At 53.7% G+C, this 25,827-nt stretch carries 26 protein-coding genes; 22 read left to right on the top strand and 4 right to left on the bottom strand.

The genetic code is table 11. The features are described from left to right. Positions 1-176 precede the first annotated feature (176 nt). The 10 genes from ppsA to EDM57_RS06295 all read left to right on the top strand — a co-directional run bounded on the left by ppsA (position 177) and on the right by EDM57_RS06295 (position 10,421). Positions 177-2,795, top strand: a complete 2,619-nt coding sequence (gene ppsA / locus EDM57_RS06335) for a phosphoenolpyruvate synthase (protein WP_122903925.1) — start codon at positions 177-179, stop codon at positions 2,793-2,795. Between the two features lie 187 nt (positions 2,796-2,982). Continuing rightward, on the top strand, positions 2,983-3,600 hold the full coding sequence (locus EDM57_RS06330; protein ID WP_122903924.1) for a VanW family protein: 618 nt from the start codon (positions 2,983-2,985) through the stop codon (positions 3,598-3,600). 148 nt (positions 3,601-3,748) lie between these two features. Further along, positions 3,749-4,282 carry a hypothetical protein gene (locus EDM57_RS06325; protein WP_122903923.1) on the top strand — a complete coding sequence of 178 codons (534 nt, stop codon included), beginning with the start codon at positions 3,749-3,751 and terminating at the stop codon, positions 4,280-4,282. A 72-nt stretch (positions 4,283-4,354) separates the two neighbouring features. After that, positions 4,355-4,981, top strand: a complete 627-nt coding sequence (locus tag EDM57_RS06320) for a fumarylacetoacetate hydrolase family protein (RefSeq protein ID WP_122903922.1) — start codon at positions 4,355-4,357, stop codon at positions 4,979-4,981. A 283-nt stretch (positions 4,982-5,264) separates the two neighbouring features. Then, complete coding sequence (locus EDM57_RS06315) at positions 5,265-6,170, top strand: C40 family peptidase (protein WP_122903921.1); 906 nt, start codon at positions 5,265-5,267, stop codon at positions 6,168-6,170. Positions 6,171-6,410: 240 nt separating this feature from the next. After that, entirely contained in the window at positions 6,411-7,991 is a 1,581-nt protein-coding gene (locus EDM57_RS06310) for an acetate--CoA ligase (RefSeq protein WP_122903920.1), read from the top strand. A 116-nt stretch (positions 7,992-8,107) separates the two neighbouring features. Next, positions 8,108-8,947 carry a transglycosylase domain-containing protein gene (locus tag EDM57_RS06305; protein ID WP_122903919.1) on the top strand — a complete coding sequence of 280 codons (840 nt, stop codon included), beginning with the start codon at positions 8,108-8,110 and terminating at the stop codon, positions 8,945-8,947. A gap of 17 nt (positions 8,948-8,964) precedes the next feature. After that, positions 8,965-9,123, top strand: coding sequence for a hypothetical protein (locus tag EDM57_RS23225; RefSeq protein WP_170163404.1), 159 nt, complete (start codon positions 8,965-8,967; stop codon positions 9,121-9,123). 90 nt (positions 9,124-9,213) lie between these two features. Beyond that, on the top strand, positions 9,214-9,459 hold the full coding sequence (locus EDM57_RS06300; RefSeq protein WP_122903918.1) for a YuzF family protein: 246 nt from the start codon (positions 9,214-9,216) through the stop codon (positions 9,457-9,459). A gap of 68 nt (positions 9,460-9,527) precedes the next feature. Further along, positions 9,528-10,421, top strand: coding sequence for a manganese catalase family protein (locus EDM57_RS06295; protein WP_122903934.1), 894 nt, complete (start codon positions 9,528-9,530; stop codon positions 10,419-10,421). Between the two features lie 98 nt (positions 10,422-10,519). On the opposite strand, the gene xerS is transcribed toward EDM57_RS06295, so the two are convergent. Then, complete coding sequence (xerS, locus tag EDM57_RS06290; protein WP_122903917.1) at positions 10,520-11,632, bottom strand: tyrosine recombinase XerS; 1,113 nt, start codon at positions 11,630-11,632, stop codon at positions 10,520-10,522. Between the two features lie 169 nt (positions 11,633-11,801). On the opposite strand from xerS, the gene EDM57_RS06285 reads away from it, so the two are divergent. The 5 genes from EDM57_RS06285 (at position 11,802) to EDM57_RS06265 (ending at position 16,133) form a co-directional block, all read left to right on the top strand. Next, positions 11,802-12,179, top strand: coding sequence for a (2Fe-2S) ferredoxin domain-containing protein (locus tag EDM57_RS06285; protein WP_122903916.1), 378 nt, complete (start codon positions 11,802-11,804; stop codon positions 12,177-12,179). Positions 12,180-12,482: 303 nt separating this feature from the next. Next, positions 12,483-13,676 (top strand): glycine C-acetyltransferase, encoded by a 1,194-nt coding sequence (locus EDM57_RS06280; protein WP_122903915.1) that lies wholly within the window; start codon positions 12,483-12,485, stop codon positions 13,674-13,676. Beyond that, on the top strand, positions 13,673-14,635 hold the full coding sequence (locus EDM57_RS06275) for an L-threonine 3-dehydrogenase (RefSeq protein ID WP_122903914.1): 963 nt from the start codon (positions 13,673-13,675) through the stop codon (positions 14,633-14,635). The genes EDM57_RS06280 and EDM57_RS06275 overlap by 4 nt, the downstream gene beginning before the upstream one ends. Before the next feature lie 178 nt (positions 14,636-14,813). Then, positions 14,814-15,653: a TrmB family transcriptional regulator gene (locus EDM57_RS06270; RefSeq protein ID WP_122903913.1), complete on the top strand. Its 840-nt coding sequence runs from the start codon at positions 14,814-14,816 to the stop codon at positions 15,651-15,653. Between the two features lie 6 nt (positions 15,654-15,659). Continuing rightward, complete coding sequence (locus EDM57_RS06265) at positions 15,660-16,133, top strand: GNAT family N-acetyltransferase (protein ID WP_122903912.1); 474 nt, start codon at positions 15,660-15,662, stop codon at positions 16,131-16,133. Between the two features lie 176 nt (positions 16,134-16,309). Here EDM57_RS06265 and EDM57_RS06260 read toward each other — a convergent pair whose 3' ends face one another. After that, positions 16,310-17,914 carry an S-layer homology domain-containing protein gene (locus EDM57_RS06260; RefSeq protein WP_246005754.1) on the bottom strand — a complete coding sequence of 535 codons (1,605 nt, stop codon included), beginning with the start codon at positions 17,912-17,914 and terminating at the stop codon, positions 16,310-16,312. Between the two features lie 153 nt (positions 17,915-18,067). Here EDM57_RS06260 and EDM57_RS06255 point away from each other — a divergent pair, with 153 nt between their 5' ends. Beyond that, positions 18,068-19,045 carry a YpdA family putative bacillithiol disulfide reductase gene (locus tag EDM57_RS06255; RefSeq protein WP_122903933.1) on the top strand — a complete coding sequence of 326 codons (978 nt, stop codon included), beginning with the start codon at positions 18,068-18,070 and terminating at the stop codon, positions 19,043-19,045. A 13-nt stretch (positions 19,046-19,058) separates the two neighbouring features. Here EDM57_RS06255 and EDM57_RS06250 read toward each other — a convergent pair whose 3' ends face one another. Continuing rightward, a complete protein-coding gene (locus EDM57_RS06250) occupies positions 19,059-19,397 on the bottom strand; it encodes a histidine triad nucleotide-binding protein (RefSeq protein WP_122903910.1) in 339 nt (112 codons plus the stop codon). Positions 19,398-19,615: 218 nt separating this feature from the next. On the opposite strand from EDM57_RS06250, the gene EDM57_RS06245 reads away from it, so the two are divergent. The 5 genes from EDM57_RS06245 (at position 19,616) to EDM57_RS06225 (ending at position 23,224) form a co-directional block, all read left to right on the top strand. Next, positions 19,616-20,086 carry an Rrf2 family transcriptional regulator gene (locus EDM57_RS06245; RefSeq protein ID WP_122903909.1) on the top strand — a complete coding sequence of 157 codons (471 nt, stop codon included), beginning with the start codon at positions 19,616-19,618 and terminating at the stop codon, positions 20,084-20,086. Positions 20,087-20,203: 117 nt separating this feature from the next. Further along, positions 20,204-20,593, top strand: a complete 390-nt coding sequence (locus EDM57_RS06240) for a response regulator (protein ID WP_122903908.1) — start codon at positions 20,204-20,206, stop codon at positions 20,591-20,593. 131 nt (positions 20,594-20,724) lie between these two features. Continuing rightward, positions 20,725-22,086 carry an ethanolamine ammonia-lyase subunit EutB gene (locus tag EDM57_RS06235; protein WP_122903907.1) on the top strand — a complete coding sequence of 454 codons (1,362 nt, stop codon included), beginning with the start codon at positions 20,725-20,727 and terminating at the stop codon, positions 22,084-22,086. 21 nt (positions 22,087-22,107) lie between these two features. Continuing rightward, a complete protein-coding gene (eutC, locus tag EDM57_RS06230) occupies positions 22,108-22,941 on the top strand; it encodes an ethanolamine ammonia-lyase subunit EutC (protein ID WP_122903906.1) in 834 nt (277 codons plus the stop codon). A 76-nt stretch (positions 22,942-23,017) separates the two neighbouring features. Next, positions 23,018-23,224, top strand: coding sequence for a hypothetical protein (locus EDM57_RS06225; RefSeq protein ID WP_122903905.1), 207 nt, complete (start codon positions 23,018-23,020; stop codon positions 23,222-23,224). 182 nt (positions 23,225-23,406) lie between these two features. On the opposite strand, the gene EDM57_RS06220 is transcribed toward EDM57_RS06225, so the two are convergent. Continuing rightward, positions 23,407-24,636, bottom strand: a complete 1,230-nt coding sequence (locus EDM57_RS06220; RefSeq protein ID WP_122903904.1) for an MFS transporter — start codon at positions 24,634-24,636, stop codon at positions 23,407-23,409. 386 nt (positions 24,637-25,022) lie between these two features. Here EDM57_RS06220 and EDM57_RS06215 point away from each other — a divergent pair, with 386 nt between their 5' ends. Next, on the top strand, positions 25,023-25,772 hold the full coding sequence (locus EDM57_RS06215; RefSeq protein WP_122903903.1) for a YheC/YheD family protein: 750 nt from the start codon (positions 25,023-25,025) through the stop codon (positions 25,770-25,772). Positions 25,773-25,827: the final 55 nt, after the last annotated feature.

Here is a 25,827-nt window from a genome sequence, read left to right as displayed (position 1 = left end):
ACTTATTGGACAGCCCCTTTCTTATTGCGCCTAAAAAGACACGATGATATAATCGAAGCACAAGTCTGCGCTTTTCTTTTAGGGTTAGTAGTACCTCATCTTACACTTTAATTGTATCACCTGCGCAATCACTTGTCAAATGCTTTTTCACATTGGAATGGTTAGGGGAGATCGGTATGAGCACGTTGATCCTTGGTTTTCAGGAAATGGAAAAAACAGCGCAGTGGCTCGTTGGCGGAAAAGGAATCAATCTGGGTGAGCTATCGAAAATCCCCGGCATACAAGTCCCGGAAGGATTTTGTGTGACAACCGTGGCCTATCAAAAAGCGATCGCACAAAACGAGACGTACCATGCTTTGCTGGATCGCCTGTCAAGGCTGGGCACAGAAGACCGGGAGCAAGTGCGTGAAATCAGCAGGCAGCTTCGGCAAATTATCAGAGAAGCGGAAATTCCCGCCGATGTAGTAGAAGCCGTGGCTCGCTATCTCTCACGCTATGGTGCAGAACACGCTTATGCCGTGCGCTCAAGTGCGACTGCGGAAGATTTGCCGCACGCTTCTTTTGCTGGTCAACAGGACACCTATTTAAACATGATCGGGATCGAAGCCATTTTGCAGCATATCAGCAAATGCTGGGCTTCGCTGTTTACGGATCGTGCGGTCATTTACCGGATGCAGAACGGAATTGACCACCGCGATGTTTCTCTATCCGTCATCGTACAAAAGATGGTGTTCCCGCAAGCTTCCGGGATTCTATTTACCGCCGACCCGATTACAGCCAACCGGAAGCTGCTGTCGATCGACGCCAGTTTTGGACTCGGCGAAGCACTCGTCTCTGGCCTTGTCTCCGCTGATGGTTATCAGGTAAAAGACGGAGTCATCGTCAACAAGAAAATCGCGACCAAAACGCTGGCGATTTACGGACGAAAAGAAGGCGGAACGCAGACGGAGCAGATCGAACCTGAGCGACAAAAGGGGCAAACTCTTACCGACCCGCAAATTTTGCAACTGGCACGCATCGGAAGGCAGATCGAAGCTCATTTTGGCTGTCCGCAAGATATTGAATGGTGCCTCGTTGATGATACGCTTTACATTGTCCAGAGCCGCCCGATTACGACGCTGTACCCCATCCCGGAAGCGAACGATCAAGGCGATCACGTCTACGTATCGGTGGGCCACCAACAAATGATGACCGACCCGCTGAAGCCATTGGGCATGTCTGTTTTTTTGCTGACGACGAATGCCCCCATGCACAAAGCGGGGGGAAGGCTGTTTGTCGATGTGACAAAGATGCTCGCTTCCCCTGACGGCAGGCAGACGCTGCTAAAAACATTGGGACAATCGGATCCGCTCATCAAAGACGCGCTGCTTGCGATCATTGAGCGAGATTATATCCCATTGACACCAGCGGATGACAAAGAGCAATCTCCCGGCAACAGCCACCCAGGCAGGCTCGCCGCCAGTCTGAACACACCGAGCGAAGTCGATCCAGCCATCGTGGCTGAGTTGATTGCGCGCAATCAAGAGGCGCTGGAAAAGACAAAGCAAAGCATCCAGACGAAATCGGGACCGGACTTGTTTTCCTTTATTCTCGAAGACATCCGACAGTTAAAGCAGGTGTTATTCGTCCCCGAAAACATGGGCGTGATTATGACTGCGCTCAATGCTGCGACATGGATCAACGAAAAAGTGTCCGAATGGCTGGGTGAAAAAAACGCAGCCGACACACTTTCCCAATCAGTGCCAAACAACATTACGTCGGAAATGGGGTTGGCGCTCCTCGATGTTGCCGATGTGATTCGCCCTTATCCAAAGGTCGTTGACTATTTGCAGCACGCACAAGCGGAGCACTTTATGGATGGACTGCGAAAGGTAGAGGGCGGACAAAAGGCGCATGACGCGATCCAGGCCTATCTCGACAAATACGGCATGCGCTGTGCCGGAGAAATTGATCTGACGAGAACGCGCTGGAGTGAAAACCCGTATATGCTCGTCCCCATGATTTTGAGCAACATCAAAAACTTTGCGCCGAATGCCGGCAAGGAGAAATTTGAGCAAGGGCGACAGGAAGCGCTTAAAAAAGAACAAGAGCTTATCCGGCGAGTCAGGCAATTGCCGGACGGGGAACAGAAAGCAAGAGAAACGAAACAAATGATCGACCGCATCCGCAACTTCACTGGTTATCGGGAATATCCCAAATACTTCATCGTCAATCGCTATTTCGTCTACAAGCAAGCTTTGCTGAAAGAAGCTGAAAAACTCGTCCAGGCTGGCGTTCTTCACGAAAAAGAAGACGTGTACTATCTTACTTTTGAAGAGTTTCACGAAGCGGTGCGCACGAACAAACTGGATCAGCAGATCATCCGCAAGCGAAAAGAAGACCATGTATTATTCGAAAAACTGACGCCGCCTCGTGTCATCACGTCTGACGGTGAAATCATTGCGGGCAAGTACAAGCGGGAAAGCTTGCCGGCCCATGCACTCGCCGGTCTTGCTGTTTCTGCCGGAGTGATCGAGGGGCGGGCCCGAGTCATTTTACACATGGAAGCGGCGAATCTGGAGGAAGGGGATATTTTGGTCACTTCTTTCACCGACCCAGGCTGGACACCTTTGTTTGTATCGATCAAAGGTCTGGTCACGGAAGTAGGCGGCCTGATGACCCACGGGGCTGTCATTGCGCGTGAATACGGCTTGCCGGCCGTTGTCGGCGTGGAAAACGCCACGCGGCTCATCAAAGACGGGCAGCGCATTCGCGTACACGGTACAGAAGGGTATGTGGAGATTTTGCAGGACTGACGCCGTTTGGCTGCGCACCTGGTCTTTCTGAATTGCCCAACATTTGCAGGTTGCTCGCCGCGTCATGCGTGGGATACAGTAGAGTGGCGAGCATTGTGGTCGACACGATCTGGCTGGCGTTGACTGAAAGCTTCTCTGCAAGCCGAGAAGAGAGACAGCACGATTAAAAGCGGGGGAGAAGAGGAGCATGAACAAATTCCGGTTCGCAGGTGTCAGTGTGATGACAGCAGCTTTCCTGTTTTCGGCGTGTACAGCAGTCCTTCCCACTCCTGCATCTGCCTTGGGCACAGAAGAACTTTTCCCTGCAGAGCAGCGTGAAATGTTTTTGGCCAAAATGGACATCGGGGAAAACGAGGTCCTTGGGTTTTACCATACGACGATGGAAGGCAGCTCTGACGCGCGCAAACACAATATTCATAAGGCGCTGAGAAAGATCAACAAGGAAAAAATCGATCCGCAAGCGGTCTTTTCCTTTAATGATGCAGTAGGCAACTCGAATATCGCAGAGGACGGCTGGCAAAAGGCAGGCACAATCTTGAACGGACAACTTGTCGATGACTACGGCGGCGGGATTTGCCAAGTATCCAGCACGTTGTACAATGCGACCGCAGAAGCGGGAATGACGATGGTGGAGCGGCACAATCACAGCAAGTCGGTGGGCTATGTGCCGACAGGCCAGGACGCGACGGTAGCTTTTGGCTTGCTGGATTTCCAATTCCAGAATCCATACGATTTTCCCGTCAAAATAAAAGCGAAGGCGTACAACGAAAACGATGTCGTCATCGCCATCGTCCGCACATCATGACAACAACGCAAAAGCAGGGGGGCATCCACTGGGGATGTACCTCCTGTTTTTTTGTCTTGAAAAAATGTAAAATAATGGATGTTCCAAAGCGATATTTGGTTTTGAGGTAGGCATGCCTGACCATACTGGGTGAAAAGGAGGTGCCGTGATGTACGTACAGGTGACAGGCGACACGCAAAATCAGCGCGTCGTCGTCATGGGAGAGCCCCTGGGCTTTTGCCAAAAGGATGGCTATTATTTTCTGCCGGGAAGGCTTGTCGCAGCGCTGAAGCCGGAAGATTTGCCTGTCGGGATGGCATTCAGACTGCAGGGCGCCCTTCCTTCGGGGTATGGATTTTACCGGGAGGATGCCGTGGTTTTTGGCAGAAGAGACGATTCCTCCGCACTTTGGATCGAGGTGACCTCTACCTATGTTATCGCGGAGTGGGACGGCTTGTTTTCGCTGGACGCAACCGTTCAGGCGCGCAGAGCTGTCATTGAGCAGCATCCAGAGCTCGCGTTTGTCTTTTGCGAAAAAAACGAGCAGGTCGTGCGTCTACGCTACGGGTTCACGTGGACCTCGGAGGTGGAGACAGATTTGGAGAGCGCGCTGGAAGCGATCTGCGATACGGTGTTTGAAGTGGAGGCCCGCGGCAACGCCAGGCTCTGGCCGGGCTATGACAACTGCTTTGGTGAGAATTGAGCGGCTGTCTTTTGTCCTCTTTTCCATGATATAGTAAGTGGGAGCGAAAAGCCTGCATAAGGAGAGGACAAAATGGAACAGATCCGCAATATTTACTGTGTAGGACGGAACTATCGACTGCATGCAGCCGAACTGGGGAACGACGTACCGAAAAAACCGATGATTTTTGCCAAGCCGACACACGCCCTGGCTGTGACGAACGGACAGGCGATCGAGCTGCCGGGCACGCGCGGAGAGCTTCATTATGAAGCGGAACTGGTCGTGCATCTGGCACGGCCGTACGAACCGGGCTGCACGCTTGCCGAGCTGGTCGACAAAATCGCCCTTGGCATCGATTTTACGTTGCGCGATGTGCAGAGCGAGTTGAAGAGCGCAGGTCATCCGTGGCTGCTTGCCAAGGGCTTTCCCGGTTCTGCAATCTTGACGCCGTTTCACCCGTTTCCGGGCCTTGCAGCGATGCAGCAGACGGACTTTTCCCTGCTAAAAAACGGCGAGCAGGTGCAGCGGGGAAATATTCGCGATGTCATTTTTGATCTGGAGACGATTATTGCCTACATTGCCGAGCATTTCGGTCTGGGTGCGGGCGATGTGATCTACACGGGGACTCCTGCGGGTGTCGGACCTGTCGCAGATGGCGATGTGCTGACCCTCAAATGGGGCGAAGAAGAGTGGGGCCAGTTTACGGCCAAACTGAAATAAGAGCGGGCATTTGCAGCGGGCAAATAGACCCATCTTCTGACAGGATTAAGCAGAAGATGGGTTTTTGCTTGGAAAAGTATCGTTGAAAACAATTCTCAATGGCATCTGGTTCTATGGTACTAAAAGGCAGGAGTGACCTGTTGTGACACTTGTTTTTTGATTAGTCCGATGCTACTAATTCCATGATTGGTAAATTTTACGGTCTTATCCTCCCGTTTCCTCCTGGGGTAATCTGTCCATGTACCCACGACGGGTGCCACAACATGACAAGGAGGAAAAGAAAGTGACGAAACGAGATTGGGTTTTGAAGTCAACAGTAGCAGTCATGCTGAGTACGTCCCTGTTAATGGGTGGTCAAGTTGAACAGGCGGCCGCTAAGACGCAAGATTCAAAACAGTCTGATGTTGTAAAGATCGCGACATCCTTGATTGGGAAAGATTATGAATATAAAGCAAAAGGTCCAAAACAGTTCGGCTCCGCAGAGCTGGCTACGTACACGTACAAGCAAATCGGGATTTCCATCGGCAGCACGATTGCGAACTTGTACAAGACAGGCAAAAGTGTCTCCAAAAACAGCGTGCAGCCGGGAGACCTGGTGTTCTTCTCGTCCAATGGAAAAGGCAGCCCGACATTTATGGGCATATACATAGGCAATGACCAGTTTGTCTACTCCTCGCAAAGCGAAGATGCCGTCGTCCTGAAAAAATATTCGGAATACAGCAAGAAGTTCCTCGGCGCACGCCGCATTTTGGAGGAGACAAGCTCTTCCGACAATTCCGGCAGCAAGCAGGAGCAAACGGCAAACAACCTGGCCGACAAGGTTATCAAGATCGGCGAGAAATACTTGGGTACGAAGTACAAGTACGGCTCCAGCAGCAGCACGACCAAGACGTTTGACTGCTCGTCGTTTACGCAGCGCGTCTTCAAGGAAGCGGGCATCACGTTGCCGCGCGACTCCCGCCAGCAATCGACCGTAGGGACGACCGTGTCCAAGAAGAACTTGAAAAAAGGCGACCTGATCTTCATGAAAGCTTCTGTCAACAGTTCCTCCGACCGGATTACCCACGTAGCGATCTACGCCGGAAACGGCAAAATTTTGCACACGTACGGAAGTCCTGGCGTGACCTATTCCAAGTTCGACGGAACGAACTGGGAGAAGCGCGTCGTCAAGATCAAGCGCGTCCTGTAGGTTCGCCAGCTTCCCAAAACCGAATACGGAAAAACCGTCCTGCCGGCTCTCGTGTATTGTGCATGAGAGCCTTTGTTATGTATGACGCAGGATGGCTGCGAATCGTTGCGGGTGCAGCCCTTGCCAATTTTTGTAACACTCCGCGGATAAATTTTTGTTAGAATAGAGAATAAAGAGGAAATATTGAGAAAATGCAGAACTTCTATTTCTACATACGTAAAAAACGTGGAGGTGTTTCACTTGCAATTGAACATGCCAGCAAAGTACAATTTCGCCGCACAAGTGGATGAATGGGCCAGAAAAAATCCGGAGAGACGCGCTGTCTGGGAGCTGGACGAGCAAGGAAACGAACGGATCCTGACCTATGAAGAGCTGCGTCGCTATTCCAATCGCATCGCGAATGCGCTTGGCTCCGTCGGAATTGGGGCGAAGGACCGGGTGCTGGTGCTCGTCTCCCGCGGGACACTCGCGTACGGACTGTATCTCGCTTTGCTGAAGCTGGGCGCGGTCATTTTGCCTGGGTCGGAAATGCTGCGCTTCAAGGACATCGAGTACCGGGTGAACCACGCCAAGGTCAAGGCTGTCATCAGCTTTGAAGGCGCGATGGACGAGGTCGATCAGACTCGCGGGAAATGCCCAAGTCTGACGCACTACGTGACGACAGGCGAAGGAAAAGAAGGGTGGATAGCTCTGCCGGACATCATGGAGGGGCAAGCCGAGGAATTTACGCCAGTAGACACGGATGCAGATGAACTGGCCTTTTTGTCCTATACGTCCGGGACGACAGGCGGTCCGAAAGGGGTTATGCACGTCCACGGCTGGCCGTTCGCGCATCTGGCGGTGGCGGCGAAGCAGTGGCTCGACGTGCGCGAAGGCGATCTGGTCTGGGCGACAGCAGGTCCTGGCTGGGCCAAATGGATCTGGAGTCCCTTCGTCTCCACATTGGGCATGGGTGCGACGGCGTTTGTGTACAAAGGACGGTTCGTCGCCGAAAACTATTTGGCGATTTTGCAAAAATACCCGATTTCTGTTCTCTGCGCGACGCCGACCGAGTACCGACTGATGGCCAAAGTGTCCGATCTGGGCCAGTACAAGCTGCAAGCGCTTCGCTCCGCATGTTCGGCAGGGGAGCCGCTGAACCGCGAAGTGATCGATACGTTCCGCCGCGAGTTCCAGTTGACGGTGCGCGACGGTTACGGACAGACGGAAAGCACCCTTTTGGTGGGTACCTTCGTAGGCATGGAGCCAAAGCCAGGATCAATGGGCAAGCCATCTCCGGTCGTGCGCATTGCGATCATTGACGAAGAGGGCCACGAGCTGCCTGTCGGCAAGGTCGGGGACATCGCGATCGACCGCAAGCTTGTGGCGTTGTTCAAAGGCTACCTGGATGATCCCGAGCGCACGGCAAAAGCATTCCGCGGTGACTGGTACGTGACGGGCGATCAAGGACGCATGGATGAGGACGGCTACATCTGGTTCGAGGGCCGCTCGGATGACATCATCATTTCCGGCGGGTACACCATCGGTCCGTTCGAGGTGGAGGATGCACTGGTCAAGCATCCGGCCGTAGCCGAATGTGCCGCCGTTGCAAGCCCCGATCCCGAGCGCGGGCATGTGGTGAAAGCTTTTGTCGTCTTGAAAAAAGGCCATGCGCCTTCCGATGGACTTGTTTCGGAGCTGCAGGATCACGTGAAAACGTTGACCGCTCCGTACAAATATCCGCGCAAGATCGAATTTGTCCAGGAACTGCCGAAGACAACCTCCGGCAAAATCAGACGAGTCGAGCTGCGCCAGCAGGAAGCCAGGACGCTCCGCTCCTGATAAGCGAGAGCCAGGAGCCTTACGAAATTGTAAGCTTGCTGTAAGTAGATTCGATGGGAGAAAGCAGGCGCATTCCCTACAATAGAGTTGTCTAGCAAGGCAAGGGGGGATGCAGCATGAACCAGCTTTCCGTTCCGGCAGGTGGAAAAGCGAATCCATATACGGCAGCAGTCGCCAGGGAACGCTCGCAAAAACGGGGCGTTTCCTGGAAAAAAAGAGCGGGCCTCGCACTCGTCGCCTTGCTGGTGGCGGCAGTTCTGACACCGCTTGTTCTCACCTGGGCAGGGAGTCTGTGGATCGATGAGCGGAAGCTTTCGGCGGTGCAGCATCCGGCACAAGGTGTGTACGTCAGGCTGGATGAGGTGCCGGACTACGTGTGGAAAGCGTTTGTCGCGATTGAGGACCACCGTTACATGCAGCATTCCGGGGTGGACCCGTACGGACTGGCCCGGGCCGTCTGGGTAGATGTGCAGGAGGGAGCCTACGTGCAGGGCGGCAGCACGATCACAATGCAGTTGGCCCGCAACCTGTTTTTGACCCAAGACAAAACGATTGGCAGAAAAATCAAGGAAATGGCGATTGCCTTGCAATTGGAGCAGCGCTACAGCAAAAAAGAGCTGTTGGAGATGTACCTGAACGTGATCTACTTCGGGCATGGGCACTATGGCATCGGGGAAGCGGCCCAGTTTTACTTTGGCAAAACGCTCAAAGCGTCGAGCGGGCAGGCACCGCTGACCATGGGCGAAACCGCGATTCTCGCTTCGTTGCCGAAAGCGCCGGAAGTGTATTCACCCGTAAAGCATTGGGAAAAAGCCCAGGCGCGCATGCAGGTTGTGCTGGACAGAATGGCCGAGCTGCACGTCATCGATCAGGAGACGCTCAAGCAGGCCAAGCAGGAGCAAGTTGTGGTCAAGGCCAAGGAGAGCAGCGAGCAGCGGACGGCCTTGAAGCAATAAGACATGAAACGAAACTGGTGAAGAACTCTTCTGTCGATTTGGTAGGGGAGTTTTTGTTTGTGGGAAAAGCAGCCGCAGGATGCACGGAGATGCGCGCTATCATGCTGGTCGGACGGGAACAGGTCGCCATATCGACGCGGGACAAAACAATGCGCGAAACGGTCACGGACCTGTGACGCCATTCGAGACGGCCTGTGCACTCACCCAGGCGTCTCGCGCTGCATATAAGGTAAGGTGAGGAACTACAGGAAGGAGTCCAGAGCGTCATGAGTGCGTATCCTTACCAACAACCCCAGCCAGGGGCGAACACCCCTTCGATGTCAACGGTGATTGACCCGTTTTTGTATCAAACGTTGCTCAGCGTGGTCCAGCGCGATGTCGTCATTCAAACGACCCAGGGAAATCTTCGCGGCAACGTCGTCCATGTCATGCCGGATCACGTGGCTTTGCGCGTGGGCGGCTCGATGTTTTTCGTGCGCACCCAGCAAATCGTCTGGGTCATGCCGGGTTGATGGCATGATACAACCTTGCCCCGACATAAAACAGTAAAGGTAGGAGTATGACGGGGGAGGGAATCGCGTTGTTTACAAGAATCAACAGATTGGCTATCGAGCTTCCTGAGCCGGAATACGGAGACGCCAACGCCGCTGCGGCCGTCCAGGAACTGTTGGGCGGTCGTTTTGGCGAAATGTCGACACTGAACAACTACTTGTACCAATCGTTCAATTTTCGCGGCAAACGCAAGCTGAAGCCGTTTTACGACCTCGTCGCCAGCATTACGGCAGAAGAAGTGGGCCATGTCGAGCTGGTGTCCAATGCGATCAACCTGTGCATGAAAGGCATTACGCGGCCGGGCGATCCCGATACGACGCCGCTGGCGAACGGCCTGAACAAGCGCAACACCTATCATTTTATTGTTTCGGCACAGACAGCGCTGCCTGGGGACTCGATGGGGAAACCGTGGATGGGCGATTACGTTTTCACCAGTGGCAATCTCGTCCTCGATCTGTTGCACAACTTTTTTCTCGAATGCGGAGCGCGGACGCACAAGATGAGGGTGTACCAGATGACCGATCACCCGACGGCGAGAGCGATGATCGGCTACCTGCTGGTCAGGGGCGGCGTGCATATTGTCGCCTACGCCAAAGCGCTGGAAATCGCCACAGGGGTAGACCTGACGAAAATGCTGCCCATCCCCGACCTCGACAACGAACAGTTCGACGCCGCCCGTCCGTACATGGCGATGGGACTGAACCGCAAGCTGTATACGTTCAGCTATCAGGATTACCAGGATATCGCCTTGATCTGGCGCGGGCCTTTGCCGGATGGCTCGACGGCCGAAGTCATTCAGGGGGTTCCCGATGGCGGCCCGGTTCCGGACCTCGATGAGCTGCCGGAGGAGTTTGCGCCGGGCGTATCGCGCGAAGATTTTATCGAAATTGCCAACCGTCTGCAAAGATCAGCCGGGTTGTAGGAGCCAGCGAACATGGACATTCGCACAAGCAAAAAGACCAATCAGCTTTGGCAAAAGAAGCGGGAGCTGATTGGTCCTATCCGGTTTTTGAAGGGGCGTCAGGTCGTGCGGTTGACCGCTTTTTCCAGCGCGTCTTCCAGGACGTGGGCGTACTGCATTGTCGTTTCGATCTTGGAGTGGCCAAGCTGGGCCTGCAGCTGATGCGGGTCCGGGTTCAGCCGCAAAAACTGGGTGGCGAAGCTGTGACGCAGTTTATGTACGGACAAGTCGGGAATCCCGAACGCTTTCGCGTATTTTTTGACCAGCTTTTGCACGGAACGAATCTCAATGCGGTGGCCGTGTGGCTTCGTTGGCGATACGGCGAGGAAAACCGCTGTTTCTTGCGGGGCAGGGCAGTATTTGTCGCGCACGGCCAGGTAACGGCTCAGATGCTCTTTCCCCCAGTCGCTGAAAAACGGGGCGTCTTCCTTCTTTCCTTTGCGAACCATTTTTAACTGGTTTTTTTCCAGGACAATATCGGACAAGTCCAGACTGACGATCTCGGAGACGCGAAAGCCGCCGGAGAGAATCAGTGCGATCATGGCGGTATCGCGGTCGCGGTTTTGCAAGTGGTATTGCCGCTTTTTCTCGGTGTCACAGTGGGCCAGATAGCCGTTGTAGACAAAATCGACAAACTGGTAAATTTCTTCGTCGATCAAAATTTTCGCGCGGATGGCGTGAGCGCGGGCCAGCGGCGTCAGCTCAGTCGCATCCAGCTCGATTTTCGCCAGCACATTGCGCCGCAAATACGCGTCGCCGTTTTCATCCTCGGCCAGCGCAGCCAAATAATGAAACAACGACTTCAAGCTGGAAATTTTTCGGCTGATCGTCCGGTCGCTGTACTCTTTTTTCGCGCTGCGCGTCGGATTGGTGAGCAGAGCAGAGCGCTCGTATAAGTGCGACTCCTGCAAATATAAGATGTAGCTTTCCACCGTCTCCTTTTTCAGTTCGTTCAGGTCGGAGAGGGACACGTCCTTGATGTCTTTCGCCGCAGTCAAGCCTTCTGCCATCATCCAGCGAAAGAAAAAGGCGATGTCGCGCAAATAGCCAAGCAAGGTGGAAGGCGAGCTTTTTTTCGTTTTTTTATGGTCAATAAATTTTTCTACATACCAGGGATACGATCCGATTGTCTGGAGCAGTTGCAAGGCATCTCGCTGTTTCGTTACGGACATGTGATCTACCACCCGTCATTTTGTAATCGTAGTGTACGAACATATATTCTAGCAAAAAGGAATGGATCTGGGAATTGCCGCCTGCGCTATTTACAGTCATGCGAGCGAGCAGGTATAGTAGGAAGGTATATAAAGCGTAACGATTACGATTTTTTGGGAGGGATGGAGAGTGGCTACATGGGATTTGTCCAAGACACGCCACCATGTCCTGCTCTGCAATGGCGGAAGCTGTATGCGCAGCGGGGGAGAAGAGGTCACTGTGGCGATCCGGGAAGCGATTGCGAAGGCTGGGCTGGACGATTACGTACATACAACCCGTACGCGCTGTAACGGACGCTGTGAGGATGCCTGTGTCGTGATCGTCTATCCGGAAGGCATCTGGTATCAGAACGTAACGCCAGAGGCTGTGGAACTGTTGGTCGATCAGCATTTTCGCCTGGGCCAGCCGGTCGAGTCGTTGATGACACATCGGTTCCAAGGTAACGGCTTTGTCCGCACGGCGGGCTGCAAGCCAGGTATGCTCAAATCGGAAAAAGTCAAAAAGTAGACCAGAGCCGCGCTCCGTTTCTCACCAGAAGGGGCGTGGCTTGTTTTTGTCTAAGATCGCGGCAAAAGGAGAACTTATGAAAGAGAACCTGTAAGCATTTTTTATTGAAAGCGCCACCATTTATGTCTTTGTCGTATGGACATTTTAAGCAAATGATGGTACCATGTTAGCAACAAAGGTTGATTTCATGGGATTTATACAAGAAAAATACGTCCGCGTAGGGTGTACATTTGTTTTCGTGGAATTTACTTCCGCGATGGGACAGGTGTAAGGCCCGATGGCTGGATGCTGGAGGGATTCTCGTTGGCGAGCAAAACATTGGAGCACTTTTTACATGAAAATCTGGCTGATTTGAAGAGCAAAGGTTTGTACAACGTCATCGATCCTTTGCAAAGCGCAAACGGCCCTGTCATCACAATTGCGGGAAAAGAACTGATTAACCTGTCCTCGAACAACTACCTGGGACTGGCGACAGACCAGCGTCTGGTGGATGCAGCGATTGCTGCCGCTCAAAAATACGGGGTAGGGGCCGGAGCGGTTCGCACCATCAACGGTACGCTCGATCTGCACGTGAAGCTGGAAGAAAAACTTGCTGCCTTCAAACATACAGAAGCAGCAATCGCTTATCAGTCCGGCTTTAACTGCAACATGGCCGCCATCTCTGCTGTCATGGACAAAAACGATGCAATTTTGTCAGACGAGCTGAACCACGCTTCGATTATCGACGGCTGCCGTCTCTCCCGTGCGCAAATCATTCGCTTCAACCACTCGGATATTGACGATCTTCGCGCCAAAGCGAAGGAAGCAAAAGAGTCCGGTAAATATAAAAAGCTGATGGTCATCACCGATGGCGTCTTTTCGATGGACGGCGATATTGCCAAGCTGCCGGAAATCGTCGAGGTTGCCGAAGAATTTGACCTCATCACCTATGTCGACGATGCCCACGGCTCGGGTGTGCTTGGAAAAGGTGCGGGTACCGTCAAGCATTTTGGCTTGTCCGACAAAATCGACTTCCAGATCGGTACACTTTCCAAGGCAATTGGCGTAGTTGGCGGTTACGTCGCTGGACGCAAGGAACTGATCGACTGGCTCAAGGTGCGCAGCAGACCGTTCCTGTTCTCGACGGCACTGACGCCAGCAGACGTGGCGGCTTGCATTACCGCCATCGACATTTTGCAAAACAGCACTGAACTGCACGACAAGCTGTGGGAAAACGGCAACTACCTGAAAAAAGGCCTGAAGGAGCTTGGTTTCGATATTGGGGAGAGCGAAACACCAATCACGCCTTGCATCATCGGTGACGAGCAAAAGACGCAGGAATTCAGCAAACGCCTCTACGAAGAAGGTGTGTACGCCAAGGCAATTGTTTTCCCGACCGTGCCAAAAGGAACCGGTCGCGTGCGCAACATGCCGACTGCCGCCCACACCAAGGAAATGCTGGATCGCGCCCTTGGCATCTATGAAAAAGTTGGAAAAGAAGTGGGGATCCTGTCATGAAAAAGATATTGGTAACGGGAGCATTGGGACAAATCGGTTCCGAGCTCATCATGAAACTGCGCGAAGTATACGGAGCCGACCAGGTTGTCGCGACCGATATCCGCAAAAAAGAAGACGACCCAGTGGTACAGTCCGGGCCGTTTGAAATTTTGGATGTCACGGATGACAAGCGCATGTTTGAGCTGGCAAAAGCACACAATGTAGATACGATCATGCACCTTGCCGCGCTGCTGTCCGCTACAGCCGAAGCGAAGCCGCTGCTCGCCTGGAACCTGAACATGGGCGGACTGATCAATGCGCTGGAGGTGGCGCGCGAGCTGAACTGCCAGTTTTTCACGCCAAGCTCCATCGGCGCTTTCGGACCTTCCACGCCAAAAGACAACACGCCGCAGGACACGATTCAACGCCCTACAACCATGTACGGAGTAAACAAGGTGTCCGGCGAGCTGCTGTGCGATTACTACTATCACAAATTCGGCGTAGACACCCGTGGCGTCCGTTTTCCCGGCCTGATTTCCTATGTGGCTCCTCCGGGCGGGGGAACGACGGACTATGCGGTAGACATCTACTACAAGGCGATCCTGGATGGCGCTTATACTTCCTACATCGCCAAAGGCACGTACATGGACATGATGTACATGCCTGACGCCTTGAACGCGATTATCACCCTGATGGAAGCGGACCCTTCCAAACTGATCCACCGCAACGCGTTCAACGTAACGGCCATGAGCATCGAGCCAGAAGATGTAGCGGCTGCGATTCGCAAGCACATTCCGGAGTTTACTCTCTCCTACGAGGTAGACCCGGTGCGTCAGGCGATTGCGGATAGCTGGCCAAACTCGATTGACGCAACCGCTGCCATGAACGAATGGGGCTTCAAAGCGGAGTACGATCTGGACAAAATGACCGAAGACATGCTGACCAAGTTGCGGGGAAAGTTGCTGCAGCAAGTCGGCTAAACAAAAAGCATCCATAACGGGACGAAACCGTCGCTTTGCGAAAAAGGGCAAAGCGGCGGTTTTTTTTTATGAAAAGGCCAATGGTGCGGCAGCGGGTCGTCCAGCAGCAAAACGATATTGCATTGCAGCGCACGTTATTTTATAGTTGTAATATCTATTACTACTAAAGGGAGTTGCCATGGAAGCGTTACTGGACAAGTTTGAGCAAATCGGTTTTTCCAAAAATGAAGCGAAGGTATACGTGACGCTGCTGAAGGAGCCGCTGCTAAACGGATACGAGATCAGCAAAAAAAGTGCAGTGCCGCGCTCGATGGTGTATGCCGTCATCGCCAAGCTGGTGAGCAAGCAGGCGATTGTCGAGCTGCGGACGGAGCCGCCTACTTATCGTCCCGTGCCGATCAAGGAGCTGATGGCCAACCTGAAAAAGCAGCACGAAGAGACGATTGACTACCTGGAGCAAGAGCTTGCGGCCATGGAAAAGCCGGTCGAGGTTCATGTGATCCAGCATATGGAGGAGCGGGCAAACATCCTGGCTGCCATGCAGAGCTTGCTGCGTTCGGCAAAAAAAGAGGTGTGGCTGTCAGCGTGGGATGAGGAACTGGACGAATTGCGCGACGCTGCCGAGGCAGCGGCTGCCCAGGGTGTCACCATGTTTTCGCTCCTGTTTGCCGATCAGGAAACGAGTTCTTTTGGACACGCCTTCTATCACCGCCAGAACTCGTCCTCGATAGAACGGCAGCGGATGGGCCAAAGGCTGACGATTGTCATATCGGACGACAAACAGGTGCTGATCGGCAGCTTTATGGACGGGCAGGTGCCGCAGGCCATCCAGACCACTGACCCGATGCTGGTTTTGCTGGCAAAGGAATACATTCGCCACGACATGATGCTCAAGGTCGTGAGCGCCAAGCTGGGCAACGAAACGCTGGATTCCATGTGGCAAGGCGACGATTTGCTGACGTACATCGTTCACAACATCAAAAAAGAGCAACACGACAAGACAGAGAGGAAAGGGTGAAGAAGCATGGTGGAGTATCGCTTTTTGACAGAAGAAAACAGGGAAGAGCTGGAGGCAGTCAAGCAGCTGTTTCGCGAATATACGGAATCGCTCGGCCTCGACCTTGGCTTTCAGGATTTTGAGGAAGAGTGCAAGGCACTGCCCGGCAAGTACGCAGCACCCGATGGCGCTCTGCTCCTCGCTCTCGTGGACGGGGAGGCGGCTGGCTGCATTGCCGTTCGCAAAAGCGCCGAGCGGATTTGCGAGATGAAGCGGCTGTACGTCCGGGATCGGTATCGCGGGTTGAAGATCGGGAAAACGCTGGTTCAGATGATTATTGAAAAAGCGGAGCAGCTTTCCTACGACTACATGCGGCTCGATACGCTGGCAACGATGACGAGCGCCCAGGCATTGTACCGCGCTTTCGGCTTTTATGAAATCGAGCCGTACATCTTCAATCCGCTCGACGGCGCTATGTATATGGAACGAAAATTGCGCTAGGCAAAAGCCTACTTTCTTCCGGAGGGACAGGGGGGATTTGGCGTTTGCATTTGGTGTGCAGCGCGGTTTGGAAGTCATTTTCGCGAGTACAGCCAGACTAAAAAAAACGCCTCCGCAGCGTCTATGGACAGCGGAGGCGTTTCGTTCCATTTTGTATCCGTTCCGGCAGCAATCGTTCAGGACAGTTTGGAGCGCACCTGCTTGAGCTTGATCGCGTTGGCGATTGCGGTCCACATGTCGGTAGACTCGGAGCCGACGTACCAATACGCCAGTCCCGCGATCTGCCACTGCAAACTCGCCTGAACCTTGAGGCCCATGGAGCGGCTTTCTTCCAGCCAGATCGTGTGGGTTACACCTTGCTTCTGGTAGGTCGAGCGGTATTGTCCAATGCTCCCATCCCAGACGGTGCTTGCCCTGTACTGGGAGAGCAACTGGTAGGAGGCTGGTATCGTAAGGTCAGTCGATTGCAGGCTGCCTTTTGCCTGGTACCAGTCGCGTGTATAGAGCGGCTGGCCGACAATCAGCTTCTGTGCCGGCATCTTGTCCAAAAGGTCGGCAATCACTTTTTTCAGCCATGGCAGCGAGGCTACTGAGCCTGCATTCGGGCCACCCACCCAATGTTCCTCATAGGCCATGACGACCAAATAGTCCGCATATTTTGCCAGTTTGGCAAAATCGTAAGGTTCACTCCAATCCGTTTTGGTATCGGGTGGAATATCGACGGAGACGACAGCGCCTTTTGCGTGCAGCGCCGCCGACAGCTCCTGGATGAACAGGGTGAAGTTGTTGCGATCTGTCGGGGAAAATGCTTCAAAATCGACGTTGATCCCGTCCAACTGATACTTGTCCACGTAGTCGGACAGCTTCGCGACGATGGCCTTCCGCTTGTCCGCATTCGAGAGCGCGGCATGGGTGGCAGCGGAGTCGAAGCGGTTTCCGAACAGGGGCCAGACCTGCTTGCCGTTTGCATGTGCCCAGTGGATCAGGGCGGCGTCGGAAAAGTCGCTGACCGTGCCGTCTTTTTGCAGGAAGTACCAGCGCGGCGACAGCGTGTTGACGCCGCTTTTCTTGACCTGCGCGATAAACTCGTCCGTCGTGGCCTGGTATTGCCAGCCGAGCGAAACGAGCGGCTTGTCGGCAGCGCTTTTTGTTTTCAGCTCATCCAAAATGCGCTGCAAAATGACAGCCGTCTCTTCCCGCGACAGCGCTGCTTGCGGGCGGAAGCTGCCTTGGTAGCCGACGAGCCATTTTTTCTGGATCGCTTTGGCTACCGAAGCTTTTGCCCAGTTGGAGATGGAAGCGGCATCTGTCACAGCGACAGTCGTTTGTGCCGAAGCGTCTTGCCCCAGGGCGCGCACCAGAAACGCGGCGGCTTCCTCGCGGGAAATTGTGCGCTGCGGCCCAAACGCCGTGGCACTGATCCCGTTGGCAATGCCAAGCGAAGCTGCTGCCTGGACAGACCCGTACGCCCACGAATGTTTCGGGACATCGGCGTAAGCTGCGATTTGGCCTGTCACTGGCTGGATGCCAAGCGTCCGCGTGAGCATCGCGACAAACTCGGCGCGCGTGACTGGTCGCGTCGGATGGAAGTAGCCGTTTTCATCCCCTGCGATCACGCCAGCCTCGTGCAAGGAGCGAATTTGCTCTTTGGCGTAGCTGTTGGCAATATCCTTCAGACTGTTCGTGGATGCCGTAGACGCCGGAACCCCGACGGCCAGCGTCAGGCAGTATGTCAGAAATGCCAGAGAAACCAACCAAATATGTATGTTTTGTTTTTTCATCATACATCCAGTATAAGGAGACAGAACCAATCTTTCATTGCTCATTTTTTGGTAATCGTGGGGGAGGAGCGATGAAAAATGATTTAGGGGGAATTCCGATATGGTATGATAAAATTGAAACGCAACAGAAACAAAAAGCGAGGCGGAAGAGAAATGGAAGACGTACTGATTATCGGCGGAGGTCCTTGTGGACTGGCGGCAGCGATTGCCTGCAAAAGAGCAGGGCTCCATCCGCTTATCATCGAAAAAGGATCACTCGTGCATTCGATATATCGCTATCCGACGTACATGGTGTTCCACAGCACACCGGATTTGCTGGAGATTGGCGGCATTCCTTTTGCCACTGCCAACGAAAAGCCGACGAGACAGGAAGCGCTCAATTACTATCGGCTGGTAGCTTCCCGAGAAAAGCTGCGGGTTCATGTATACGAGACAGTCACCGAAGCGAAAAAGACAGAGGAAGGCTTTCAGGTTGCGACGACAGACCGCTTTTCCCAGACACATCTGTATCAGACGCGGAAGCTGGTCATTGCCACCGGCTACTTTGACAATCCGAACCGCTTGAACGTGCCGGGCGAGGACTTGCCGAAAGTTTCATCCTTTTACAAGGAAGCACACCCGTATGCCGGCTTGAAGGTCGCCATCGTGGGCGGCAACAACTCTGCTGTCGATGCGGCAATGGAGCTGGAACGCGCAGGAGCGCAGGTGACGGTTATTTGCCGCAGAACCGAGCTGTCCGATAAGGTGAAGGCGTGGACCCGGCCTGTCTTCGAGAGCCTGGTCAAAAAAGGGCGCATCCAGATGTTCTTCGGAGCCACTGTCGCTTCGATTGAAGAGCGCGTCATCCACGTCAACACAGCGGAGGGGCAGATTACATTGGAAAACGACCACGTCTTCGCCCTGATCGGCTATCGCCCTGACCGGACGTTCCTGCATTCGCTCGGGGTGCACACGGACGAGGAATCGGGGGTTCCGGTGCATGATCCGGAAACGATGGAGACGAACATTCCCGGCCTCTACATTGCGGGAGTGATTGCGGCGGGCCACCACGCCAATGCCATCTTCATCGAAAACGGCAGATTTCACGGCGAAAGAATTGCCCGCCACATCGTCTCACAAGAAAACGTTTAGGTTTTTTCTAGCGCTAGAACTTCCACTCCAACTGTCTGCCGCCAATCAGGTGATAGTGCAGGTGGAAAACGGTTTGCTGCCCGTGCTGACCGATGTTGGTCACGACGCGGAAGCCTTCGTCTTTCACTTCCATGATTTCGGCTACCTTTTGCAAGGCCAGGTGCAGGTAGCCGATCAACTCCTTGTCCTCAGGCTCGATTGCCATGACCGACTGGATATGCTTTTTCGGGATCATCAGGACATGTACGGGGGCGACAGGGTTAATGTCGTGAAAAGCCAGCACATGCTCGTCCTCGTATACTTTTTTGGAAGGAATATCCCCGTTTACGATTTTGCAAAAAATGCAGTCCATTTGTTTTGTCATCCTTTCTCAAACATTCTAAGGTATATAGCCTACTTCGGCATGGAAGCGGGCTTTACCTTTTTGGGAGACGGAAGTTTTTGCATGGGGGCTTGCGGGAATAGCCAAACAGCAGCCGAACGCCGGACATGCAGCGATAGATGAGGGGACGTAGCTTGACTTCGCAAAGTAGTTGTAACTATAATCATCACAACGAAAGGGTGAACGCCATGAAAATCAGCAGCCGTTTTTCGATTGCGGTGCATATTTTATCCCTGCTTTCGATTGATGCCAATGCCCACCATACATCGGAATGGATTGCCGGCAGCGTAAACACGAATCCGGTCATTATCCGCCGGGTGCTTGGCCAACTGAAAAAAGCGGGACTGGTGCACGTCCGGGCCGGAGCGGGCGGCGCAACGCTTGCCAAAGAGCTGGAGCAAATCACACTGCTCGACGTATACCGCGCTGTCGAGGTCGTGGAGGAAGGCCAGCTCTTTCATATTCACGAGCAGCCGAATCCTGACTGTCCGGTCGGAGCGAATATTCAGTCCGTTCTGGAGCTGGTTTTGCATCGTGCGCAGCATGCGATGGAAGCGATTTTGCAGAGCATCACGATGCACGAGCTGGTCACGGACTTGCGGGAAAAAATAACGGAGCAAGCAGCGGACAGGATTCAGGCTGGAAAAGCCGCAAAATAATGGATATAATAAAAGTATTCAAACAGCTGCAAGAAAGCCGACAACGGCGTCGGTTGCAGGCTTGACATTTTTGGTGAGCAGTTGGCACTTCCATTCTCTTTCATGGGAGGTGGAGCTTTGCGTCATCGTTTTCGAATCATCATTATAGATGACGACCCCATCACGCGAATGGACCTGGTCGAGATGTTGCAGGAAGAAGGCTACAACGTTGTGGCTGACGGGAAAAACGGCGAAGAAGCCGTTTCTCTGACGCAACTTTGGGACCCGCACCTCATCATCATGGATGTGAAAATGCCCGTCATGGATGGATTGACGGCTACCGGGATTATCAGAGGGCAATCGGATGCCTCGATTTTGTTTTTAACGGCGTACAGCCAAAAAGACATGATCGAAAAAGCGAAGACAAAAGGCGTCTGCGGCTATCTGGTCAAGCCCGTCATGGAGGAAGAGCTGCTGCCCGCAGTGGAAACGATTTTATTGGAAAAACAGAATACGGTAAAAAAGTGAATCGCAACAAAAGCAATGGCGCTTGAATGAGACGAGGTGTCGTCTCCTTTTTCAAGCGCCTTTTTGATGTCGCGCTCATTGTGCCAGGCGGTGAGGAAAGAAGTCCTACCAAAGAAAGCGAGTGAAGCGAGATGAAATTGGCATGTGTCATCCGGAAACAGCATTACCAGTTTACATCCGTTCGCGATGTACTGGCGAAAGCGAGCGAAGAGAAGTCCGGCGACCGCATGAGTAAAATCGGAGCCAATTCCGCACTGGAGCGGATGGCGGCCAAAGTCGTCCTGAGCGAGCTGCAACTGAAAGACATCTACGAAAATCCGGTGATTCCGTACGAAAAAGACGAAGTCACCCGCGTCATTTACGACGATTTGAACTTGTCGATCTACAACGAAATCAAAAACTGGACGGTCGGTGAGCTGCGCGAGTACATTTTGTCCTTTTCAACAGGCATGCCGGAGCTAACCCGGATCAGCCGCGGGCTGACCAGTGAAATGATTGCGGCAACAGCCAAGCTGATGTCGAGCATCGACCTGGTGATGGCTTCGCAAAAAATGAGGCACCAGGCGTACTGCAACACGCTTATCGGCGAACCGGGCAGACTGGCGTTTCGCTGCCAGCCGAACCATCCGACTGACGATCCGGAGGGCATTCTCGCCTCGATCAAGGAAGGGCTGTCCTACGGCTCTGGCGATGCTGTCATCGGGATCAATCCGAACAACGACTCAGTTGAAAGCGTTACCAAACTGCTGAAAATGACCTACGAGTTCATGCTGGAATGGGAAATACCAACGCAAAACTGTGTACTCGCCCACATCACTACCCAGATGCAGGCACTGCGCAGCGGCGCGCCGATCTCCTTGATGTTCCAGAGTCTGGCCGGGTCGCAGCGGGCGAATGACGCGTTTGGCGTTTCCAAGGATTTGCTGGATGAAGCACTTGAGCTGATGCTGCGAAAAGGCACGGCCGCTGGATCGAACGTGATGTATTTTGAAACCGGGCAAGGCTCGGAGGTGTCGCTGGACGCGCACGAGGGCGTGGACATGCAGACGCTGGAGGCGCGCACATACGGCTTTTGCCGCCACTGGAAACCGTTTATGGTCAATAATGTCTCCGGGTTTATCGGGCCGGAGACGCTGTATGACGGCAGACAGATGATCCGTGCCGATCTGGAGGATTTGTTCATGGGCAAGCTGCACGGCCTGCCGATGGGAATTGCCCCGACCTACACCAATCACATGCACGCAGACCAGAACGACCAGGAAATTGCCGGGATGCTGACCGTGCTCGCCGGAGCGAATTTTTACATGGGCGTGCCCGGCGGCGACGACGTTATGCTCAGCTATCAGGATACGAGTTACCACGATGATGCCAGCTACCGCGAGCTTCTGGGCCTGCGTCCTCTGCGCGAATTTGAGAAATGGCTGGAAAAGATGGGGCTGATGGAAAACGGACGGCTGACAGAGCGGGCGGGCGATTTATCGGTGTTCGATTAACGAGGGGGGAGGGCACACATGATGAAGCAGATCAACATGGATGATCTGATCCAGCGGGTCATGGCTGAGCTTGCCAAAAAGACAGGGGAAGTGATTCACTTTCCCGAGCAAAAGGTGTGCGGCGTAGACAATCCGCACAACCCGGAAGCGTTGGAGCGGGCAATGGCCAGAACGCCGGCGCGCATCGGGATTGGCCGTGCAGGCACGAGAATGAAGACGGTCAGCTATTTGCAGTTTCGCATCGACCAGGCGGCGGCACAGGATGCCGTCATGAAAACGATCAGCCCGGAGTGGCTTCAGCAGCTGCAGCTTCCAGAGTTGCATTCGCGGGCGACGAGCATGCAGGAATATTTGATGGACCTCGAATCGGGGCGGCTTTTGTCCGATGAGTCCGTGAGATGGCTGGAACAGTACGGCGACAAAGACAAGGACGTGCAGATCGTTATCTCCGACGGACTGAGCACGTCTGCCTGTGAAGCGACGATTCCCGATTTGCTGCCCGCCCTGCTGCAAGGACTTGCGATGCGCAACATTAGCGTGGGCAAGCCGGTGTTCATCCACAAAGGACGGGTATGGATTCAGGATCAGGTTGCCAAAATCGTGAACTGCAAAGTTGTCCTCTCCCTGATCGGGGAAAGACCGGGTCTTGCGACGGCAGAAAGTCTCAGTGCGTACATGATCTACAAACCGGACGCGAATACCGTAGAATCAGATCGAACGGTTGTTTCGAATATTCATCGCGGCGGGACGCAGCCGATTGAAGCGGGAGCCTATCTCGCAGAACTTCTTGCGGACATTTTGAAGTACCAGGCAAGTGGGGTCAAATACATGCAGCTGCGCGCCCAAAACAGCTAGATTTTTGCTGACACAACCTTCTGTCTTGCACTAGAATACATAGAAGAGAATCATTTTCTATGAGGAGATGCTACGCATGACGGAGCCTAACCAAAACGAACTAGACACACAAGCGGAAAAGCCCAAAATCAGCCTGCAGGAAGCGATCAGACGCAAATTGGCGGAAAAAAAGCAGGCTCAGGCCAAAGCGAACAACCCGGTGAACCAGAAGGCGAAAAATCAGACGATGAAAAGCCAGTTGACCAAAAAGCCGAACAACCAGCGCAGACGTATGGGCGTCTAGTCTACTTGACAAGTAAGGTATCGCTGCGCACCGTCTACCGTGACCTGGAGTCGATCAAAGCGGCGGCTATGAGATCATGGAAAATGCAGCATCGTCCAAACGTAAAACTCCCTTTTGCCATCGTCAGGCAAGTGTTGTCTGACAAGGCGAAAGGGAGTTTTTATGTCGGGGCGTGCAACCCGCTATTTCGCAGTCAGTTGTGGATCGGAGGACTGTTTTTGGGGTTGCTTCCCGGACAGGCCCGGTTTTTTTGCGCGAATCAGGATGGCGGTAGCGAGCAGGGCGATTCCGTTGATAATGAACACGTAGCGGATCGGGATGGCGCCACCGAGCACGCCGCCGAGCACAGGGCCGAGCATCGTCGCGAGCTGGTTGGCGGACTGGTTCAGACTGAAGGCTCTGCCGCGAAACTCGGGTTCGGTTACTTTGACGATCAGCGCGTTGATCGAAGGGTAGACCGCAGCGAAAAACAGACCGTAGGCGAAGCGCAAAACCCCGAATCCGTACAGGTTGGTGAAAAAAACTTGCAGCAGGTTGCCGACAGCACCGCCCAGCAAGCCGATGAACAAAATTTTCGTGTAGCCGACCTTGCCGCCAAGTTTTCCCCATTGCGGGGCGGCGATTACGGTCGCTATCCCGACGGCAGCGAAAATAATCCCGGCGCTGAGCGAGGCTTCCTGCTGCGAGGCCCCGAGCTGCAGCACGTAGACGGTCAACAGCGGCTCCAGCAGCATGACGGAGATCGTGACCATCAGACTGAGGCCGAGAATCGTCATGAGCGAACGGTTGGCGATGGCAGCCCGCAAGTCTTCGCGCACGTTGGAGCGGCTGCCGGAACGGTTCATGTTCGTCTCCTTGACGAGGAAGGTCGCGATCAGCGCGGATACGAGCACGACACAGCCGGAGAAAAGAAAAGCCTCAGCGTTTCCCCAGAGGTGACTGACTACTCCGCCGACGAGCGGCCCGACAATCCCGCCCGTAGCTCCAGCGGTTGCCATCACCCCGAGAGCGTACCCGACGTTTTTTTCCGGTGTATTTGTCGCGACCAGCGCGATTGCGGCAGGCACGTAGCCAGCGAGCAGCCCTTGAAACACGCGTAGTACCAGGAAAAGGTAAGGGTCTGTAATAAAGTAAGTGAGGAAGTACAACAAAGCCAGGCTAAAACCGGAGCGGATCAACATCGGTTTCCGCCCGTATTTGTCCGCGAGCGAGCCCCAGTACGGCGAGATCAGGGCGCTTGCCAAAAAGGAGATGCCAAACGAGATTCCTGACCAGGCTTCCAAATGATCGTGAACACCCAAAGACGTGTGGAGGAAGATGGGCAAGAACGGTATGGAGATCGAGTAGGCTGTGCTGCAGAAAAAGACGCCGACCCATAACACAAACAAATTACGCTTCCATGGAAAATCCATCTTTCTGTCACAACCTTTGCCGTTAACAAGCAGGAAATTTGATATTGATTATTCTAGCACTGGTTTTTGGCGCTGACTAATAAAGAAATGTGATCGTTCTATTACAAAAATAGCATAAGGAAAAACTTGACGGGCGCAACCATGACGACAAAAGCGTTATCATCAGCAGAGCCATCGCGCCTGTTGCCGCTAAGAGCATGCTCGGACGTCCGATTTTTACGGCGATGCAAAAGGAGGCGTACAAGCCGACCAGCGGATCGACCCGGCGATGATGGAAAAAGCGATTGTTCTGTCCATGGCAAATTCGCCGTGCCCCCTTTTCAGACAAAAAAGTATATTGGCAAAAGAGGCGATGATCTTTCCCAGACAGAAAGGGGTTTTGGCGAATGCCGTTCAACTCATCGAAGTGGGCGTTGCACAAGTATTATTCCCGCTCGGCAAGGCTTGCGCGTTACTTGCCGCCGACGTCCATTTTTTCCCGCAAGACACTGCGTGCCTACATGTCCCGCTATTCCTCCGTCTTCATCAAGCCGGACAGGGAGCACATGGGCAAAGGCGTCATCAAAGCGTGGAAGGAAAAAGGACGCTACACGTTTGTCAAGGAAAAAGGCAAAAAGAGGTACGCAAGCTCGCTTGATCGGCTGTACAAAAAGATTCGCCAAAAAAGCGGCAGCACCCGGCACATTATCCAGAAAACGATCCCGCTCGCCAAGGTGCGGGGCAGGCGCTTTGACATTCGCGTCATGATGATGCGCAACGGCGCGGGCAAATGGGAGTTTGCCGGAATGCTGGCAAAGGTCGCCGGAAAAGGGAGCATTATCACGAATGTACGGCGGGGCGGCGGCTATGCGCTAAAAGTGGGAACGGCTTTGGCCCCGAGTTTGTCCAAACAGCAAATTGCACAGGTCAAGAAGCGGCTCGTCCAGCTTGGCTATGCGGTCAGTGCCTATTTCGGCCGGTTCAAGCGCCGTTCGCAGTTGGGAATCGACTTCGCCGTCGACCGCTCGGGCCGCATCTACCTGATCGAAGTCAACCACGAAGTGCCTTCGCATGCGCTGTTTCTGCGCTTGAAGGACAAAACGGCCTACCGCAATATCAAACGGCTTGCGCGCGCTTACAAACGCAGAAAAACATGAGCGAGCCAGGTCATGTCAACAGGTCGAATGGTGGTCAACAGCTGCTGCGGCGGCA

The organism is Brevibacillus gelatini (genome assembly GCF_003710935.1).
GTDB classification, from domain to species: Bacteria; Bacillota; Bacilli; order Brevibacillales; family Brevibacillaceae; genus Brevibacillus; species Brevibacillus gelatini.
Note: the sequence above shows the minus strand (reverse complement) of the source record. Positions and strands in the feature narration are given on the sequence as shown.

Bases quoted from the DNA above. Each gene is read 5' to 3' on its own strand.
- ppsA (WP_122903925.1), top strand. From the start codon at position 177: ATGAGCACGTTGATCCTTGGTTTTCAGGAAATGGAAAAAACAGCGCAG.
- EDM57_RS06330 (WP_122903924.1), top strand. From the start codon at position 2,983: ATGAACAAATTCCGGTTCGCAGGTGTCAGTGTGATGACAGCAGCTTTC.
- EDM57_RS06325 (WP_122903923.1), top strand. From the start codon at position 3,749: ATGTACGTACAGGTGACAGGCGACACGCAAAATCAGCGCGTCGTCGTC.
- EDM57_RS06320 (WP_122903922.1), top strand. From the start codon at position 4,355: ATGGAACAGATCCGCAATATTTACTGTGTAGGACGGAACTATCGACTG.
- EDM57_RS06305 (WP_122903919.1), top strand. From the start codon at position 8,108: ATGAACCAGCTTTCCGTTCCGGCAGGTGGAAAAGCGAATCCATATACG.
- EDM57_RS06300 (WP_122903918.1), top strand. From the start codon at position 9,214: ATGAGTGCGTATCCTTACCAACAACCCCAGCCAGGGGCGAACACCCCT.
- xerS (WP_122903917.1), bottom strand. From the start codon at position 11,632: ATGTCCGTAACGAAACAGCGAGATGCCTTGCAACTGCTCCAGACAATC.
- EDM57_RS06275 (WP_122903914.1), top strand. From the start codon at position 13,673: ATGAAAAAGATATTGGTAACGGGAGCATTGGGACAAATCGGTTCCGAG.
- EDM57_RS06270 (WP_122903913.1), top strand. From the start codon at position 14,814: ATGGAAGCGTTACTGGACAAGTTTGAGCAAATCGGTTTTTCCAAAAAT.
- EDM57_RS06265 (WP_122903912.1), top strand. From the start codon at position 15,660: ATGGTGGAGTATCGCTTTTTGACAGAAGAAAACAGGGAAGAGCTGGAG.
- EDM57_RS06260 (WP_246005754.1), bottom strand. From the start codon at position 17,914: ATGAAAAAACAAAACATACATATTTGGTTGGTTTCTCTGGCATTTCTG.
- EDM57_RS06255 (WP_122903933.1), top strand. From the start codon at position 18,068: ATGGAAGACGTACTGATTATCGGCGGAGGTCCTTGTGGACTGGCGGCA.
- EDM57_RS06250 (WP_122903910.1), bottom strand. From the start codon at position 19,397: ATGGACTGCATTTTTTGCAAAATCGTAAACGGGGATATTCCTTCCAAA.
- EDM57_RS06245 (WP_122903909.1), top strand. From the start codon at position 19,616: ATGAAAATCAGCAGCCGTTTTTCGATTGCGGTGCATATTTTATCCCTG.
- EDM57_RS06235 (WP_122903907.1), top strand. From the start codon at position 20,725: ATGAAATTGGCATGTGTCATCCGGAAACAGCATTACCAGTTTACATCC.
- eutC (WP_122903906.1), top strand. From the start codon at position 22,108: ATGAAGCAGATCAACATGGATGATCTGATCCAGCGGGTCATGGCTGAG.
- EDM57_RS06225 (WP_122903905.1), top strand. From the start codon at position 23,018: ATGACGGAGCCTAACCAAAACGAACTAGACACACAAGCGGAAAAGCCC.
- EDM57_RS06220 (WP_122903904.1), bottom strand. From the start codon at position 24,636: ATGGATTTTCCATGGAAGCGTAATTTGTTTGTGTTATGGGTCGGCGTC.
- EDM57_RS06215 (WP_122903903.1), top strand. From the start codon at position 25,023: ATGCCGTTCAACTCATCGAAGTGGGCGTTGCACAAGTATTATTCCCGC.